The 14,269-nt window shown below is 59.6% G+C and carries 14 protein-coding genes; 4 read left to right on the top strand and 10 right to left on the bottom strand.

Going from position 1 to position 14,269, the window contains the following annotated elements; translation table 11 throughout:
• Positions 1-68: 68 nt before the first annotated feature.
• A complete protein-coding gene (locus ACAM27_RS03920; protein WP_014422886.1) occupies positions 69-1,121 on the bottom strand; it encodes a substrate-binding domain-containing protein in 1,053 nt (350 codons plus the stop codon).
• A gap of 192 nt (positions 1,122-1,313) precedes the next feature.
• Between ACAM27_RS03920 and ACAM27_RS03915 the strand changes: the two genes are divergently transcribed.
• Positions 1,314-1,718 carry an acyl-CoA thioesterase gene (locus ACAM27_RS03915; RefSeq protein WP_369612599.1) on the top strand — a complete coding sequence of 135 codons (405 nt, stop codon included), beginning with the start codon at positions 1,314-1,316 and terminating at the stop codon, positions 1,716-1,718.
• Here the strand turns inward: ACAM27_RS03915 and ACAM27_RS03910 are convergent.
• The 8 genes from ACAM27_RS03910 to ACAM27_RS03875 all read right to left on the bottom strand — a co-directional run bounded on the left by ACAM27_RS03910 (position 1,715) and on the right by ACAM27_RS03875 (position 8,784).
• A complete protein-coding gene (locus ACAM27_RS03910) occupies positions 1,715-2,806 on the bottom strand; it encodes a DUF3524 domain-containing protein (RefSeq protein WP_222448522.1) in 1,092 nt (363 codons plus the stop codon). The two genes, ACAM27_RS03915 and ACAM27_RS03910, sit on opposite strands and share 4 nt — an antisense overlap.
• Before the next feature lie 40 nt (positions 2,807-2,846).
• Complete coding sequence (locus ACAM27_RS03905; RefSeq protein WP_369612598.1) at positions 2,847-4,022, bottom strand: MFS transporter; 1,176 nt, start codon at positions 4,020-4,022, stop codon at positions 2,847-2,849.
• 78 nt (positions 4,023-4,100) lie between these two features.
• The gene (gene fetB / locus ACAM27_RS03900) at positions 4,101-4,898 is read right to left on the bottom strand and encodes an ABC transporter permease (protein WP_011787040.1); all 798 of its coding nucleotides are present in this window, start codon (positions 4,896-4,898) and stop codon (positions 4,101-4,103) included.
• Positions 4,885-5,493, bottom strand: coding sequence for an ATP-binding cassette domain-containing protein (locus ACAM27_RS03895; protein ID WP_049756947.1), 609 nt, complete (start codon positions 5,491-5,493; stop codon positions 4,885-4,887). The genes fetB and ACAM27_RS03895 overlap by 14 nt, the downstream gene beginning before the upstream one ends.
• Before the next feature lie 7 nt (positions 5,494-5,500).
• Complete coding sequence (locus ACAM27_RS03890; protein ID WP_121207844.1) at positions 5,501-6,172, bottom strand: SDR family oxidoreductase; 672 nt, start codon at positions 6,170-6,172, stop codon at positions 5,501-5,503.
• Complete coding sequence (arsJ, locus tag ACAM27_RS03885; protein WP_369612597.1) at positions 6,165-7,376, bottom strand: organoarsenical effux MFS transporter ArsJ; 1,212 nt, start codon at positions 7,374-7,376, stop codon at positions 6,165-6,167. The genes ACAM27_RS03890 and arsJ overlap by 8 nt, the downstream gene beginning before the upstream one ends.
• A 1-nt stretch (position 7,377) precedes the next feature.
• Positions 7,378-8,382 carry an ArsJ-associated glyceraldehyde-3-phosphate dehydrogenase gene (locus tag ACAM27_RS03880; RefSeq protein ID WP_369612596.1) on the bottom strand — a complete coding sequence of 335 codons (1,005 nt, stop codon included), beginning with the start codon at positions 8,380-8,382 and terminating at the stop codon, positions 7,378-7,380.
• A 45-nt stretch (positions 8,383-8,427) separates the two neighbouring features.
• Positions 8,428-8,784 (bottom strand): metalloregulator ArsR/SmtB family transcription factor, encoded by a 357-nt coding sequence (locus ACAM27_RS03875; RefSeq protein ID WP_223268811.1) that lies wholly within the window; start codon positions 8,782-8,784, stop codon positions 8,428-8,430.
• Positions 8,785-8,874: 90 nt separating this feature from the next.
• On the opposite strand from ACAM27_RS03875, the gene arsH reads away from it, so the two are divergent.
• The 3 genes from arsH to ACAM27_RS03860 all read left to right on the top strand — a co-directional run bounded on the left by arsH (position 8,875) and on the right by ACAM27_RS03860 (position 11,593).
• Positions 8,875-9,591, top strand: a complete 717-nt coding sequence (gene arsH, locus ACAM27_RS03870; RefSeq protein ID WP_011787046.1) for an arsenical resistance protein ArsH — start codon at positions 8,875-8,877, stop codon at positions 9,589-9,591.
• A 9-nt stretch (positions 9,592-9,600) separates the two neighbouring features.
• Positions 9,601-10,671, top strand: coding sequence for an ACR3 family arsenite efflux transporter (gene arsB, locus ACAM27_RS03865; protein WP_228224180.1), 1,071 nt, complete (start codon positions 9,601-9,603; stop codon positions 10,669-10,671).
• Positions 10,672-10,795: 124 nt separating this feature from the next.
• The gene (locus ACAM27_RS03860) at positions 10,796-11,593 is read left to right on the top strand and encodes an undecaprenyl-diphosphate phosphatase (RefSeq protein ID WP_369612595.1); all 798 of its coding nucleotides are present in this window, start codon (positions 10,796-10,798) and stop codon (positions 11,591-11,593) included.
• 371 nt (positions 11,594-11,964) lie between these two features.
• Here ACAM27_RS03860 and uvrD read toward each other — a convergent pair whose 3' ends face one another.
• Positions 11,965-14,130 (bottom strand): DNA helicase II, encoded by a 2,166-nt coding sequence (gene uvrD, locus ACAM27_RS03855; RefSeq protein WP_369612594.1) that lies wholly within the window; start codon positions 14,128-14,130, stop codon positions 11,965-11,967.
• Between the last annotated feature and the right edge of the window lie 139 nt (positions 14,131-14,269).

Here is a 14,269-nt window from a genome sequence, read left to right as displayed (position 1 = left end):
CTTACGTGCGAAAGGGTGCGGCCCTTCAGAGCCGCACCCTTTCGCTCACTACTCGCGGTAGTCCGCGCTTACATCAGCTCGTCTTTGGTCAGGTTAGGCATCTTTTCAGCCTTCTCCTGCAGATCCATCAGCGCATCGCGCGGCGGAACGATCAGACCAACGCTTTTCAGGTAGCCATTCGGGCCCATGGCGCCCATGCCGGTAAACTCCTGAGCGTACTCCTGGATGCCAGGAACAACACCAACGTGGGCTTTTTTCACGTAGAAGAACAGTGAACGGGCAACCGGGTAGTCATCGGCAGCGATCGCTTCGGCAGTCGGAACCTTGCCGTTCAGAGTAGCGGCCTGCAGACGATCAGCATTCTCTTCCAGGAAGCTGTAACCGAAGACGCCGTACATGCCGGTATCACCAATCAGTTTCTGGACGATCAGGTTGTCATTCTCACCCGCTTCGATGAAAGCGCCGTCTTCGCGAATGCTCTGACACACACCTTCCATGTCATCTTCACTCATGTTGGCAACTGCAGGCAGGTCTTCACAGCCGCCCTGCAGAGCCAGCTCGTTGAAGGAGTCACGGGTACCGGAAGTCGGAGGCGGCCCCATCACACGGATCGGCTTGTTCGGCAGGCTGGAATCGATGTCGCTCCAGTTCTTGTACGGGTTGGCGATCAGCTCATTCTCGTTTTTCGGGTTGGGTACTTCTTTACCCAGCGCCAGGAACAGCTGCTCCAGGGTTACTTCAAGATTTTCGGCTTCTTTGGAGCTGGCGATCACGATGCCGTCAGAACCAATGCGGAACTCGGTGATGTCCTTCACGCCGTTGCTCTGGCACAGATCAAACTCGGACGGCTTCATACGACGGGAAGCGTTGGTGATGTCCGGGTGCTGGGTGCCTACGCCCTGACAGAACAGCTTCAGGCCGCCACCGGAACCAGTGGATTCCAGCTTGGGTGTCGGGAAATCGGTGTTGGCACCAAAACGCTCGGCTACCACAGTAGCGAACGGATACACGGTGGAAGAGCCCACGATGCTGATGGTGTCACGGGCCATGGCCGGTGCAGACAGGGCGGCAACAGAGCCGGCCAGCGCAACGGTTGCAAGTGCTTTGTTCAGTTTCATCACGTCGAGTCTCCATTATTTACTTTGGACGTTGTGTCGGATCTGCTTTACCGATGACTGCATCCTAGGGGCACTCTGTGACAACTTTGTTACAGCTTTTGAAATATAGCTGTCATTGTTCAAATTTTCTTGCAGCCCCGCGCCAGCCCGTTACCATGCACAGAAAACAACTCACAAGCTGTACAGGCGATCCTGATGACTGCGTACGATGATGACAAACCGGCCCCCCGGGGCGAGATGATGCTGCAGGTGGTGCCACTGCCGTCAGACACCAATGCCAACGGCGATGTCTTCGCCGGCTGGCTGGTCAAACAGATGGATATTGCGGCAGCGACCATGGCTGGTCGCATTTCCCAGGGCCGTAATGCCACCGTCGCGATGGACAGAATGGAGTTTCTGTCACCCTTGCGTGTGGGCTCCCAGGTGGGCTGCTACTGTGAATTGGTGGACATCGGCCGCAGCTCCATGAAAATCAACGTGGAAGTCTGGACACTGGACCGCGCCTCCAAGACACCCCGCAAGGTGACTGAAGGGCTGTTTGTGTACGTGGCGATTGATGAGCAGGGGCGCATCCGGGAAGTCCCGGAGCAGAATCACTAAGCCCGCGCCATCAGCTGCTGAACCAGCGCCTGGTACTTCGGGGCCAGTTCTGAAGCCCGCCAGGCTTGTGGCGGGTTAAGCTCGGGAGGTTGCTTTAACAGCAGCGCCAGTCGTTCAGCGGCCGCCAGGGCTTCGCCGCCGGGATCGGATTCCAGGCTCCGGTATCGGCAGTCTTCCCGCACATATTCCCGGTAGGCCAGGCGGTCCGGTGCCAGCGGCAAGCACCCCGATGCCATGGCCTCCAGCATCGCCAGGCCCTGAAAATCGTGCAGGGCGGTCGACACCACGATATCGGCGCTGCGCAGCAGCCGGTCGTAGTCTTCCCGATGCGCCAGAAAGCCCCAGTGTTCAATCCGGCCGGCAAACTGTTGGTATATCCGGTCAAAGGCTTGCGGGCGGCTGCGAAAGCCTTCACCCACCACACTGATGCGATAGTCCAGCTTGCGCTGCTCCAGCTGTTCCAGCAGGCCGAACAACCGGTCGGGCCCCTTGTCGTATTCCCAGCGATGATTCCATAACAGATGCGGCCGTTCCCGGTTCACGGACCGTGGCTGCTCGGTAAACAAGCGGTCTTCAATCGGCACCGGCAGCACCGAAGACCTTTCCCTGAGCGTTTCTATCACCCCGCAAGGCACCGCATCCGGCATCTTGTTCAGAAAGTCTTCGACACCCTGCAGAAAGCTGTCCCGGTTCCAGGCACTGTTAAAGACCACCGCATCGGCGGCCAGAGCGCTGTAGAGATTGACCATCTGCGGCTCCACCCGGCTCCGCTGCTGATCGCTGACCGGAAAGGCAAACTGGTTCTCATGCATATAAAGCAGACAGGGGGTGTTCGCGATTCGAGGGTGCAGCCCGCGCAAGGTGGCCAGATCAACCATGGAAGTGGCAATGACCAGGTCCCAGGATTCTTCAAGGCAGGGCTGATCCAGCCAGCTCACCGGATTACCTCGAATCCGCCACTGGAAGAACCTGGGCGGAAGCGCCAGCGTCTGCCAATGATAATCAGGCAGCATGGCGACCAGTTGCTCGCGCCAGCGCTGATGACTGGCAGCATCATAAGCGGACAATAACAGAATGCGTTGGGTCATGACGGTCCAAAGCAGGAGGTCGACGTAATCGGCAAGTATATCAGGCCTCGGACTTCCCCCGGCTCAGAGACCACAGGCCGAACACCGGTCCCGGAAAAAGCAGCAACGCGACCCACCCCCCCCAGGGATTCCAGAGCCCACTGGTGAGCCAGATGGCCGGCAGGGTCAGGCCAAAGCCGACCGCGTTCATGACCGCCAGAGATGAGCCAACGGTTTTTTTCGGGGCCGTGACTGCAGCCAGCGCGGAGAATTGCGGGGAATCGGCCACCACAGCGACGCCCCAAACCAGTAGCACCGCCAGCAACAACTCCGGGGGCAGCCCGTTCATCCAGGGATAAAGCAGGCACAATGCCCCGGACACCATCAACGCCCGCCGGGCAACCCACTCACTGCCCAGAGTCCGACTGATCCGGCCGCCGCCAATACATCCAGCCGCACCCATACCGATCACCGCAAACGACAACCAGGGGATCAAGGCATCACCCTGTCCCAGCCGCTGCAGTTCTCGCCCGATCAACAGCGGCACCAGCGTCCAGAAGGCGTAAAGCTCCCACATGTGGCCAAAATAACCGCCCGCCACGGCCCGGAACCGGGGCAGGCGTAAAGCCGACAAGCCCTGTCTCAGGGGAAGCCGCCCGCTGGTTTTGGGCAGGTGCGGCCCGTCACCCAGCAGAAACACCAACAGCCCGCCCAGTAGCGCCAGACAGGACGATGCAAACAGTGGCCACTCCCAGGGCATACCTGCTGTCGCCCCTCGCATCAGATGTGGCAAAGCGGTGCCCAGGGTCAGCATACCCACCAGCCAGGCCAGGGCGGCGCCGGCATATTTGGGTGTCCAGGCAATCACCAACTTCATACCGAGGGGGTAGATTCCGGCCAGACACAGGCCGGTAGCGAACCGGAACAAGCTGTCCAGCGGAAACACCCCGGCCCCCGCTACAAAGCCGGCGTTCGCCAGTGCGCCCAGCAGGCTCGAAATAAGGAAGATGCGGCTGGCGCCGAAGCGATCCGCCAGGCCGGTCACCGCCAGAGCAAGCGTACCGGCAATAAAGCCCGCCTGAACAGACAGCGTAAGGCGGCCCAGATCCGATTCCGCTAACCCGAGTTCGGCGGACAGGGATAGCCAGACCCCGTTGATACTGAACCAGAGGGAGGTGCCGAACAATTGTGCGAGCACAATGACTGGCAAAGGATAACGTTGCAGTAGGCTGGTCATATTATTGTCTTTGTGGTTACCGGAAAGCCAAGCCTAGCTCGAAACCCGACTGAGACCCCATGCGACTTTGGTGCCCGGTCACGGTTTGGTTAAACGATCCAGCCGCAGGCGCTCCCGGTCATCAAACAGCCGCCGGCCTCCCCAACTGACCGCCATCACCGCGCCAAACCCCGTGCCGACGGTAATAATCAGCATAACCAATATCTGGTACTTAACGGCGACCGCGGGCGGGCTGCCCGCCAGTATCTGACCGGTCATCATGCCGGGCAGGCTGACAATGCCGGCCGCTGCCATGGCGTTAATGGAGGGCATCATGCCACTGCGCATGGCTTCCCGACGGATGTCTTCCAGTGCCTGTTGCCAGGTCTGGCCCAGCATCAGCCGGTTCTCGATTACCGCCCGCTGGCGCCAGACCGAATCATTCAGACGATCCAGGGCCAGGCTGACCCCGGTCATGGTGTTGCCCAGCATCATACCCAGCAAAGGAATCGCGTACTGTGGGGTATACCAGGGCTCCGGACCAATCACCACCGCCAGTGCCAGCACGGTCACGGTAAACGAAGACACGAACATCGCGCCGGTGCCGATCCCGAACGCCCACCCGCCTTTCAGGCGTCGGCCCTGGCGCGCCACCACTTCCCGGCCAGCCACCAGCAGCATGACCGCCGCCAGCAGCGCAATCCAGTAGAAGGCGGAAGAGGCAAACAGGGCTTCCAGTACCAGGCCAATCAAAGCCAGCTGAATAACCGTTCGTATGGCCGCCACCAACAGGCTGCGGGTGATCCCCAGCCGCCCCAGGTAAGCCGTCGCTGCCAACGCCAGTACCAACAAGGCCGCCAGGCCCAGCTTCCACCAGGCCAGGTCAATCACTTCCATGGACAGGCTCCAGTGCGGATCCTCGAATCCGATAGTGAACGTTGGCTACCCGATGAATCTGGGCGGAATCATGGGCGACCCACAAAGTGGCGATCTGCCGCTGTTCAATCTCCTGCAACAGCCAGCGTTCGATCGCCTCTGTCGATTCGTTATCCAGATTGGCGGTCGGTTCATCCAGCAGCAGCGCGTCTGGTTCCAGAACCAGGGCCCGCCACAACGCGAGCCTTTGTCGCTCACCGGAGGACAACCGGCTGATCGACCAGTCCATCACCTCGGCAGGGAAACCCAGAGCAGCAGGCAAACGCTCACCAGCCCCCTCGGGAAAGTGGGCGCTTACCTCATCAAACCACCACTGGCTTTCCGCCGGCACCATCACCACCTGGCGCCGCCACTGATGTGCCGGTACGCTCTGTTGATTGAGGTTATCCAGAGAAATCTGACCGCCGTGGGGCTCCAGATCGGCCACCGCGCGCAGTAACCGGCTCTTGCCACTGCCAGAGGCACCGGACAGGCACACTACCTGTCCGCCGGGAACGGTCAGCGTTACTTCACGCAGCGCGCCAACGCTGACCCCTTGCAACAACAGCCCGGTCAAAGCCAAGTCACCAGGGCAGTTCCTCACCATTGCTGTGCCAGAACGACCCGGTGTTCTCCAGAGTCAGATTGGCAATGCGCTCGGCCAGCCCCCTGGCAGACTCCTCCGGCGTGATCAGCCCGCCAAAGTTCACCATTCGCGTTTTCACATAACCGGGGTGCAGCTGCGCCACGGCAATGCCCCTGGGTTTGAGATCCACCGCCAGGGATTTTCCGAAAGCGTTCAGCGCAGCCTTCGAGGCCCGATAGCCATAACGGCCGCCGGAGTCGTTGTCGGCGATAGAGCCCATCCGGCTGGTTATATTGGCGATCTTGCTGCCCTGCCCCATCAGAGGCGCCAGGGCTTCGGCCACGCGCAGTGGCGCGTAGGCGTTGATTTCCATCTGGGTGCGAATGGAGTCGAAGTCGATACTGCCCAGCTGCTCGTCCTGCAGCAGGCCCGCGTTGTTGATCAGCAGGCTGATACGCTTGCCCGCCAGACCGGATTTCAGCTTATCGATGCCGGCATCGGTGGTGACATCCACGCCGTCGATCACCTGACCCGCCACACCGGCAAGCTCTTCCGAGGACTGTCGGCATACGCCAATGACCTCGCAGCCCTCAGCGGCATAGTGCCGGGCCAGCTCCAGACCAATACCCCGATTGGCACCGGTAATGACCACCACATTGGAATCAGACATAGCCTTTTTCTCCTATTGGTTTCTCCGCTCGTTCCGGCAACCATACTGACAACGCTGCCGCTGTGGCTACCAGGGCAGCGGAAATCCATAAACAGGCTTCCAGCCCGTAGGCCTGGTACACCCAGCCAGAGAGAATGGTGCCCAGCAGCCGGCCGGCGGCGTTAGACATATAATAGAACCCCACATCCAGCGATACACCGTCACCCCGGGCGTAGCTGACAATCAGGTAGCTGTGCAGCGAGGAGTTGATGGCAAACAGCACCCCGAACAGCAGCAAACCGCCAATCACCACCACCTGTGCCGACCAACCGGCCAACAGAGCCCCGGCAATGGCGGCAGGAACCAACGCCAGCACTGCCGCCCAGATCACGGCACCGGACTTACCGTTGGCGTGGCCGGTGATTCTGGGCGCAAGGGTCTGGATAAAACCGTAACCGATAATCCAGCTGGACATAAAGCCGCCAACTTTCCAGTGGTCCCAGCCGAACACCGTGGCCATGTACACCGGCAACGCCACTACAAACCACACGTCCCGGGCGCCGAACAGGAACATCCGGGCCGCCGACAACACGTTGATGGCCCGGCTCTTGGACAGGATCTCGCTGAACTTTGGCTTGGCCTTGCTCTTGCCCAGGTCCTGCCCCAGCAGGAACAGACTGGCCAGCCACACCAGCCCCAGCGCTACCGCCATGAGGATCACCGCACCGGTAAACCCGGCGGCCATCAGCAACAGGCCGCCCAGAAAGAATCCCACCCCTTTCAGGGTGTTCTTGGAGCCGGTGAGAATCGCCACCCACTTGTACAGGGCGCCCTGTTGCTCATCCGGTACCAGCAGCTTGATACCGCTCTTGGCGGACATCTTGTTGAGGTCTTTGGCAATACCCGACAACGCCTGTGCCACCATCACCCAGGGCACCGTGAGCATGGCGGCCGGCACCGCCAGCATGGCCAATGCAACAATCTGCAGGAACAACCCGGTGTTCATGGTGCGGTTCAGGCCCATGCGGGCGCCGAGATAGCCGCCCACCAGGTTGGTCACTACCCCGAAAAACTCATAGAAGATGAACAACAGGGCGATTTCCAGGGGCGAGTAACCCAGCTGATGAAAGTGCAACACCACCAGCATTCGCAGGGCGCCATCGGTCAGGGTGAAAGCCCAGTAATTGCCGGTGATCACCAGGTACTGGCGAATGGCGACATTCATATCAGGCCTGGCCTACCTTGCGTGCCAGTTCGACGGTGCGGTTGGCGTAGCCCCATTCGTTGTCATACCAGGCGTAGATTTTCACATGGGTGCCGTTGACCACCAGGGTGGACAGGGCATCGACGATGGAAGACCGGGGGTCGGTTTTGTAGTCGATGGACACCAACGGCCGCTCTTCGTAGCCCAGAATATCTTTCAACTCGTCCTCAGCCGCCTCTTTCAACAGTTGGTTGACGGTATCCCGGTCCGTCGGCGTTTCTACTTCAAACACGCAATCGGTCAGTGACGCATTGATCAGCGGAATCCGCACCGCGTGACCATCCAGCTTGCCTTTCAGCTCCGGGAAGATCTCGATAATCGCCGTGGCGGAACCGGTGCTGGTGGGGATCAGCGAGCTACCACAGGCCCGGGCCCGGCGCAGATCCTTGTGGGGCGCATCAATGATGGTCTGGGTATTGGTCAAGCTGTGGATGGTGGTCAGGGAGCCATGCCTGATACCCAGTTTCTCGTGGATCACCTTCACCACCGGCGCCAGGCAGTTGGTGGTGCAGGAAGCCGCGGTGATGATGCAGTCATTGGCCGGATCGAAAATGTGTTCGTTCACGCCCATGACAATATTCTTCGCGCCCGGCTCTTTCACCGGGGCGGTGACCACCACCCGCTTGACACCCTGGTCCAGGTAGCTCTGTAGAACAGCCACCTTCTTGTTCACACCGCTGGCTTCGATCACCAGGTCGCAGCCGGACCAGTCGGTCTCGGCGATGGCCTTGTTATGGGTTACCCGGATGCGCTGGCCGTCAATCAACATATCGTCACCATCGGCCATCGCTTCACGACTCCAGGTGCCGTGTACGCTGTCAAAGTTCAACAGGTGCGCCAGCGTGTGGGTGTCCGCGCCGGGATCGTTGATGGCGACGAATTCGAACTCTGGCCAGCCCCAGGCCGCCCGCAGCGCCAGCCGGCCAATGCGGCCGAATCCGTTAATGCCTACTTTGATCTTGCTCATGATGTTCTCCTTGCGACCTTCGCGATCCGTATGTGCGATAAATGATCAGAGGCACTGCACCGCCGGGCGATCCGCCATGGCCTGTAATCTGGCCAGCGGCTGCTTAATCAGTGCCGGGTTGTTAACGGCAGTTTCCTCCAGCACCCTCTCCATCCAGTCTGGCAGGTGCGGACTAAGGTAATAATAGACCCATTGGCCCCGGCGCTCTGTTTCCAGCAAGCCAGCTTCACGCAGCGATGCCAGGTGGCGACTGACTTTTGGCTGAGGCGCCTCAAACGCCGCCATCAATTCGCACACGCACAACTCACCCTGACGGTGGATCAACAGCGTGGCCGCAAGCCGGAGTTCATCTCCCAGGGCCTTGAACAGGGTCATCGGATTGTAATGGGCTTGACCTTTCATATTTACCGACCAATATATACGCTTATTCGAATATGCAGTTTTTCGCATATTAGTGTGACACAGTGATGACGTAAAGGATCGACGATCAACATGCCAACCGCGGATCTTCCCAACATCAAAGCTGAGCTGTTCAATGCTCCCACGGCATCGAAGGTATTCGAGGCCCCCGCCTCCGAGCATCCAGCCCGGATTCTATTGCTATACGGCTCCCTGCGCGAACGCTCGTTCAGCCGCCTGGCGGTGGAAGAATCCGCCCGCCTGCTGGAAGCCATGGGCGCGGAAACCCGTATCTTTAACCCCCGCGGCCTGCCCCTGGCCGATGCCGAAGACGCCAGCCATCCCAAGGTTCAGGAACTGCGGGAACTGGTGCAGTGGAGTGAGGGCATGGTGTGGTGCTCCCCGGAACGCCACGGCGCCATGACCGGCATCATGAAAACCCAGATCGACTGGATACCTCTGTCCCTGGGTGCGGTTCGGCCGACACAGGGCAAAACCCTGGCAGTGATGCAGGTATGTGGTGGCTCCCAGTCATTCAACGCCGTTAATCAGCTGCGGGTGCTGGGCCGGTGGATGCGCATGGTCACCATTCCGAACCAGTCCTCGGTGCCCAAAGCCTTCATGGAATTTGATGGCAATGATCGCATGAAGCCCTCGCCTTACTATGATCGCATCGTGGATGTCATGGAAGAGCTGGTAAAGTTCACCCTGCTGGTACGGGACCGCAGTGATTACCTCACCGACCGCTACTCCGAACGCAAGGAAAGCGCCGAAGAACTGTCGAAGCGTGTGAACCAACGTTCCATTTAAGGATATGCCATGAGCAGCAAAAGCGATGTGAACACGGTTGAAACCACTGACGGCGGCCTGGACCTGTTCGGGCGTTACCTGTCCGTGTGGGTGGCACTGGCCATTGTGGCCGGTGTAGCCCTCGGGCAGCTTGCCCCCTCGATTCCCGAGACCCTGTCCCGCTTTGAATACGCCCAGGTGTCCATCCCTATCGCCATCCTGATCTGGGCGATGATTTTCCCGATGATGGCGCAGATCGATTTCAGCGCCGTGGTCGGGGTGCGAAAAGAGCCGAAGGGCCTCGCTATCACCACTATCGTGAACTGGCTGATCAAACCCTTCACCATGTTCGCCATTGCCTGGTTTTTCCTGATGGTGGTGTTTAAACCCTGGATCGCCCCACAACTGGCCAGCGAATACCTGGCCGGCGCCATTCTACTGGGTGCCGCCCCCTGCACCGCCATGGTATTTGTCTGGAGTTACCTGACCAAAGGCGATGCCGCCTACACCCTGGTGCAGGTATCCCTGAACGACATCATCATGCTGTTTGCCTTTGCGCCGATTGTGGTGTTCCTGCTGGGGATTTCCGACATCCAGGTGCCCTGGGATACGGTGATTCTGTCGGTGGTCTTATACATCGTGATTCCCCTCACCGCCGGCTACCTGACCCGCCGGACCCTGATCGCACGCCACGGCGAACAGTGGTACGACAACGTATTTATGAAACGCCTCAGCCCCGTGACGCCTGCCGCGCTGATCGTCACCCTGGTCTTGCTGTTCGCCTTCCAGGGTGAAGTCATTCTGCAAAATCCGTTGCACATACTGCTGATTGCGGTGCCACTGGTTATCCAGACCGTGTTTATCTTTCTGCTGGCCTATGGCTGGGCCCGGCTGTGGAACGTGCGCCACTGCATCGCCGCCCCAGGGGCCATGATCGGTGCCAGTAACTTCTTTGAGCTGGCAGTGGCGGCGGCCATCGCCCTGTTCGGCCTGAAATCCGGCGCGGCCCTGGCCACGGTGGTGGGCGTACTGGTGGAAGTGCCCTTGATGCTCGCCCTGGTGCGCATCGCCAATAACACCCGGGACAAGTTCCCGGCCTGAACGATTAAGCTGAACAGGCGCGTCGCTATCCGCGCCTGTTCAGCCGACAACCACCCTGCTAATATCGCGCTCGTTTTTTGAGCGTCGAACCCGTTAATCAGCACCACCGACCGGAATCAAAAGAATGGATATTTTCCAGGCCCTTTTCCTTGGCCTCCTCCAGGGACTGACCGAATTCCTGCCCATATCCAGCTCCGCCCACCTGATCCTGACCCCTGCCTTCTTTGGCTGGGAAGACCAGGGCGTCGGCTTCGATCTGTCGGTCCACGTGGGCACGCTGCTGGCCGTGGTGCTCTACTTCCGCCGGGATGTCTTCGGCATCGCCCGGGACGGCCTGATCTCCATGGGCCAGCGCAGAATCGTCGGCCAGGGCGCCCTGGCCTGGTATCTGGTGATCGGCACCATTCCCGCTGGCCTCGCGGGTCTGGCCCTGCTCGACATGATCGACAACGAACTGCGTGGCGCCTCGGTGATCTTCTTCACCACCCTGGTGTTCGGCATCCTGCTCGGCATCGCTGACTGGCTGCCGAAACGCCAGCGCACCATGGATTCCCTGAACTGGAAAGACGCCGTTATCGTCGGCATCGCCCAGGCCATGGCCCTGGTCCCCGGCACCTCCCGCTCCGGCGTCACCATCACCGCCGGCCTGTTCCTGGGCATGACCCGGAAAACCGCCTCCCGGTTCTCATTCCTGCTGGCGATTCCGATAATCGTGCTGGCGTCGGCGGTAAAACTGCTGGAAGTGGCAACATCCGACGTGATCGTGGACTGGAATGGCTTTCTGATCGGCGGCGTCACCTCGTTCCTGATGGCCATTACCGCCATCCACTTCTTCCTGAAGTGGCTGAACAAGGTGGGCATGTGGCCGTATGTGATCTACCGGATCATTTTGGCGGGTGTAATCTACGCCGTCTTGATGTGACCGTCTGCAGTTTGAATTGCTGACCTTGGAGTCAGGCAGGTATCGGGGTGTGCCTCCCAAAAACCGCTCCTAGCGGCACATCCCTGTGGCGCTTCTGTTCCGCCATCCCTGGCTCCACACATTTTTGGGAGGCACACCCCGATACCTGCCCCGAACTTCTGAGTTAGCCTTCCAAGAAATCAGGGATCATGGACTATTTCGGATTGCCGAAACGTCAGAGCATGGCGGTGGGAACGTCTTTCCAAAAATTTGTGGAGCCATGGATGGCGGAACACAAGCGCCCATGGAAGGCTCGAGCGCTTTTTGGAAAGACGTGCCCACCGCCATGCCACCACCAAAACCATCAGGCTACAAGACGCCTGCAACCAAGCTTAGCAGGCCTCCAACGGCGCATAGGCCAGCACCAGCCACTTGGCGCCCTCATCGAAGTTCACCTGCACGCGGGTGTGATGCCCGGTGCCCTCGGAGTTCATCACAATTCCCTCGCCAAACTTGGGATGGCGCACCCGCTGGCCCAGACTGAAGCCAGACTGCTGGGCCGAATCCTGGGCAAACAGACTCTCATTCGGTCGCTCCACCATCGCCGGCCGCGTCACCGTATTACGCAACCGCACCTCCTGCAGACAGTCACCCGGGATCTCCCGCACAAACCGGGACAGTGCGTGAAACTTCTCCTGACCATACAACCGACGGGATTCCGCGTAAGTAAGTACCAGCTTTTTCATGGCCCGGGTAATGCCCACATAGGCCAGGCGGCGCTCTTCCTCCATGCGCCCGGGCTCCTCCAGCGACATACTGTGCGGGAACAAACCCTCCTCAACACCTGCCAGGAACACCATCGGAAACTCCAACCCCTTGGCCGAATGCAGCGTCATCAACTGCACACTGTCCTCATGGGCATCGGCCTGTGATTCGCCGGCATCCAGCGCCGCCTGGGCTATAAACTCCGCCAGCGGATCTACGCCTTCTTCTACATCATAATCCGCCAGCGCGCTGACCAGTTCCTCCAGGTTTTCCACCCGGGCCTGACCCTTCTCGCCCTTCTCACTGGCGTGATAATCCTTCAGGCCACTGGACTCAATCGCCTGCTTCATCAGCCCCTGCAGTGAAGCATGCCCAGCCATTTCAGACAGCATGTTGATGATCTCCATAAACTGCTGCAGGCCGGTTTTCGCCCGGCCCTTCACCTGGCCCGCGGCCAGTAACCGCTCGGACGATTCCCACAGGGAAATACCCTGGCCGGTGGCGTATTCACGAATTTCCTGCAGGCTCTTGGCACCAATGCCGCGGGTGGGAATATTCACCACCCGCTCAAAGGCGGCATCGTCCCGGTGGTAATGCACCAGGCGCAGGTAAGCCAACGCGTTTCGGATTTCCTGACGATCGTAGAACCGCAACCCGCCGTAAACTCGATAAGGAATACCCTGGCGCATCAGGGCTTCTTCGAGCACCCGGGACTGGGCATTGGAACGATAGAGAATGGCGCACTCGCTGCGCAGATTGCCCTCGCTGACCCAGGCCGAGATGGAATCGGCAATGTAGTTGGCTTCGTCCTGCTCGTTGAACGCGGCGTACAGACTGATCGGCTCACCTTCCACCCCGTCAGTCCAGAGTTCCTTGCCCAAACGCCCCTGGTTGTTGGCAATTACCGAATTGGCGGCTTTCAGAATGGTCTTGGTGGAGCGGTAGTTCTGCTCCAGCCGGACCAGCCGGGAATTGGGGAAATCCCGCTGGTACTGCTGGATATTCTCGATCTTCGCGCCCCGCCAGCCGTAGATGGACTGGTCGTCATCGCCCACCACCGTCAGCGGCACCCGGTTGCTGGCCAGCACCTGCAGCCAGGCGTATTGAATGGTGTTGGTGTCCTGGAACTCGTCCACCAGTATGTGCTGGAAGCGCTGCTGGTAGTGACTCAGCAATTCCGGACGATGCAGCCAGAGTTCGTGGGACCGCAGCAACAGTTCGCCAAAATCCACCAAGCCGCCCTGCTGGCAGAGCTTCTCGTACTGGCGGTAGATCTTCAGCATGGTGTTGGTGAAGTGATCGCCCGGATTCTCCTGAATATGATCCGCCCGCAAGCCCTCGTCTTTCTGGCTGTTGATGAACCACTGGGCCTGTTTCGGCGGCCACTGGCTTTCATCAATGCGGTTTTCCCGCATCACCCGCTTGATCAGCCGCAACTGATCGTCGCTGTCCAACACCTGGAAGTTTTCCGGCAAGCCGGCGTCTTTCCAGTGGGAACGAAGCAAACGATGGGCAATTCCGTGAAAGGTGCCGATCCACAGACCACGGGTGGGAATCTGCATCATCTGCTCCACGCGATAACGCATTTCCTTGGCGGCCTTGTTGGTGAAAGTCACCGCCAGAATGGACGTGGGCGGCACCCGGTCAACCGACATCAACCATGCCATCCGGTGCACCAGCACGCGGGTTTTGCCACTGCCGGCACCGGCCAGCACCAGCAAATGGTCGTTCTGCGCCGTCACCGCTTCGCGCTGGGCGTCGTTCAGGGAATCAATAATATGAGAGACATCCATGGAGCAAGGCTTCATTACTGGTTAAATTTACAGCCCAGTATACCAGCCAAGAGCCCGGCTGCCTCCCCTGGCACAAACTACCCCCTCAAGAGTATATACAGGCCAATTCAAGGCTCTAGGCTTAAAGAGACAGCCAGTG

It is taken from the genome of Marinobacter sp. RI1 (genome assembly GCF_041155085.1).
Classification (GTDB): Bacteria; Pseudomonadota; Gammaproteobacteria; order Pseudomonadales; family Oleiphilaceae; genus Marinobacter; species Marinobacter nauticus.
Note: the sequence above shows the minus strand (reverse complement) of the source record. Positions and strands in the feature narration are given on the sequence as shown.

Excerpts from the sequence above, each read along its gene's own strand:
- fetB (WP_011787040.1), bottom strand. The coding sequence starts at position 4,898 with ATGGAAGTGATTGACCTGGCCTGGTGGAAGCTGGGCCTGGCGGCCTTG.
- arsH (WP_011787046.1), top strand. The coding sequence starts at position 8,875 with ATGCCAACCGCGGATCTTCCCAACATCAAAGCTGAGCTGTTCAATGCT.
- ACAM27_RS03915 (WP_369612599.1), top strand. The coding sequence starts at position 1,314 with ATGACTGCGTACGATGATGACAAACCGGCCCCCCGGGGCGAGATGATG.
- ACAM27_RS03880 (WP_369612596.1), bottom strand. The coding sequence starts at position 8,382 with ATGAGCAAGATCAAAGTAGGCATTAACGGATTCGGCCGCATTGGCCGG.
- ACAM27_RS03860 (WP_369612595.1), top strand. The coding sequence starts at position 10,796 with ATGGATATTTTCCAGGCCCTTTTCCTTGGCCTCCTCCAGGGACTGACC.
- arsJ (WP_369612597.1), bottom strand. The coding sequence starts at position 7,376 with ATGAATGTCGCCATTCGCCAGTACCTGGTGATCACCGGCAATTACTGG.
- ACAM27_RS03905 (WP_369612598.1), bottom strand. The coding sequence starts at position 4,022 with ATGACCAGCCTACTGCAACGTTATCCTTTGCCAGTCATTGTGCTCGCA.
- ACAM27_RS03875 (WP_223268811.1), bottom strand. The coding sequence starts at position 8,784 with ATGAAAGGTCAAGCCCATTACAATCCGATGACCCTGTTCAAGGCCCTG.
- ACAM27_RS03890 (WP_121207844.1), bottom strand. The coding sequence starts at position 6,172 with ATGTCTGATTCCAATGTGGTGGTCATTACCGGTGCCAATCGGGGTATT.
- arsB (WP_228224180.1), top strand. The coding sequence starts at position 9,601 with ATGAGCAGCAAAAGCGATGTGAACACGGTTGAAACCACTGACGGCGGC.
- uvrD (WP_369612594.1), bottom strand. The coding sequence starts at position 14,130 with ATGGATGTCTCTCATATTATTGATTCCCTGAACGACGCCCAGCGCGAA.
- ACAM27_RS03910 (WP_222448522.1), bottom strand. The coding sequence starts at position 2,806 with ATGACCCAACGCATTCTGTTATTGTCCGCTTATGATGCTGCCAGTCAT.